A 1,622-nucleotide genomic window follows, 5' to 3' on the forward strand; every position below is an offset into this window, starting at 1 on the left:
CCCCTACCCGATTCGGTCAAGCAGTCCTGGGTCATCGCCAACTCGTCGCACGTGCCCGACCTTGCGTTCCATCTCTGCGGCTTCCCGAAGGACTGGAAAAGCTGGCGTGCTGGCGCGCTTGACTGGCATTCGGCTGCCGCGCGGTTTTGCGGCGCCGGCGTAACCGAACGCGGTGTGCTATTTAGCTATCACGCTGACTGGGAAGCTCCTGGCCGCTGGGCCGTAGAGGTGCTGACCCGCAAGCGCAGGCTTATCTTCAAACCAATGGAACAGTTGCAGGTCACCCACCTGGCATCAGTCAAAGTCGAACCCGTCGTCATCGATGATGTAATCGACAAAGAGTTCAAGCCGGGATTGCATGCTGAGACCCGCGCTTTCATTGAAGGCGACGACACGCTGTTCTGCACGATCACCGAGCAGCTTGAACACGGCGCTATCTACAGCGAGATGGCCGGTTACACAGCGACGCCCGAGACAGGCAGCAAGGCGGCCTGAAAAGATGACCTCGCAACTGATCGTTTTCGACAGGGACGGCACCCTGATAAGGCATGTGCCTTATCTCTGCGATCCGGCGCAGGTGGTCTTGTTGCCGGGCGTGCGCGAGGGCTTGACGCGGCTACGGGCCGCCGGTCACCTATTGTTTTTGCACACCAATCAGTCGGGGGTCGGTCGCGGCTATTTCCCGTTGGAGATGGCGGTTCGCTGCAACAACGAAATGCTGCGTCAGCTCGACCTCGGTCCGGCGCCGTTCGAAGAGATTTGCATCTGCCCGGAAGTGCCCGAGGCGCCCGCACTGTATCGCAAGCCATCACCCAGGTTCGGCCTCGAACTGCTCTCGAGATATTCGAAACAGGCCGCCGATATCTGCTATATCGGCGACAACCTGAGCGATCTCATGACGGCTGCCAACCTCGGCTGCCGCGGCATTGGCGTAAACACCGGCGTGCACAACCTGCACCAAGAGCTCGCGGCTCGTTCACTTGAGGCACATTTCGAGGTATGCGACAACTTCGGCGAGGCCGTTGACATGCTGTTGGCCTGGAGCAGTGAACATCATGGCTGAACCTCGCCTGCTGGTGCTCGCAGGTGGCTTCGGCACGCGCCTGCGCAGTGCCGTCTCGGACGTCCCCAAACCGCTGGCACCGGTCGCAGGCGAGCCCTACCTCGGCTATCTGGTCGACAACTGGATCGCCCAGGGGGTACGTTCGATGACCTTTCTGCTGCATCACCAATCCGAACTGATCGAAGAATTCGTTGGCGGGCTTGCGCAAACAGGTCGGCTTCACGGCTGCGAAGTCGACTTCCTGGTCGAACCCGAACCGCTGGGAACGGGTGGTGCCGTAGCCTACGCGGTACGGCAACATGCCCTCGCGGGTTCCTTCCTTGTCAGCAACGCCGATACCTGGCTCGGCAGCGGTATCAGTGCGGTATTTGCGGCCGAATCGCCTTCAATGGCCGTAATTTGCGTAGAAAATACGGAACGCTATGGCAGCGTACGGACGTCGGCCAATAAAATAGCCCTTTTTGAGGAAAAGCAAAGCAGCCGCGGTAAGGGCCTGATTAATGCGGGTCTGTACCATCTCGATGCGGACCTGTTTAGGCATTGGGATGGCAAGCCCTTT

3 protein-coding genes are annotated in these 1,622 nt (G+C 59.7%); all 3 read left to right on the forward strand.

Features of this window, described 5'->3' with window-relative positions; all coding sequences use genetic code 11:
- Nucleotides 1-495 (forward strand): hypothetical protein (locus AC1D1X_RS22800; protein WP_477699276.1); only part of this gene is annotated, 495 nt, incomplete at its 5' end.
- A gap of 4 nt (nucleotides 496-499) precedes the next feature.
- Nucleotides 500-1,063, forward strand: coding sequence for a D-glycero-alpha-D-manno-heptose-1,7-bisphosphate 7-phosphatase (locus tag AC1D1X_RS22805; RefSeq protein ID WP_477668511.1), 564 nt, complete (start codon nucleotides 500-502; stop codon nucleotides 1,061-1,063).
- Nucleotides 1,056-1,622 (forward strand): sugar phosphate nucleotidyltransferase (locus AC1D1X_RS22810; RefSeq protein WP_477699277.1); only part of this gene is annotated, 567 nt, incomplete at its 3' end. The genes AC1D1X_RS22805 and AC1D1X_RS22810, both read left to right, overlap by 8 nt.

Source organism: Polaromonas sp. P1_G4 (assembly GCF_056405475.1).

Bases quoted from the DNA above. Each gene is read 5' to 3' on its own strand.
- AC1D1X_RS22805 (WP_477668511.1), top strand. From the start codon at position 500: ATGACCTCGCAACTGATCGTTTTCGACAGGGACGGCACCCTGATAAGG.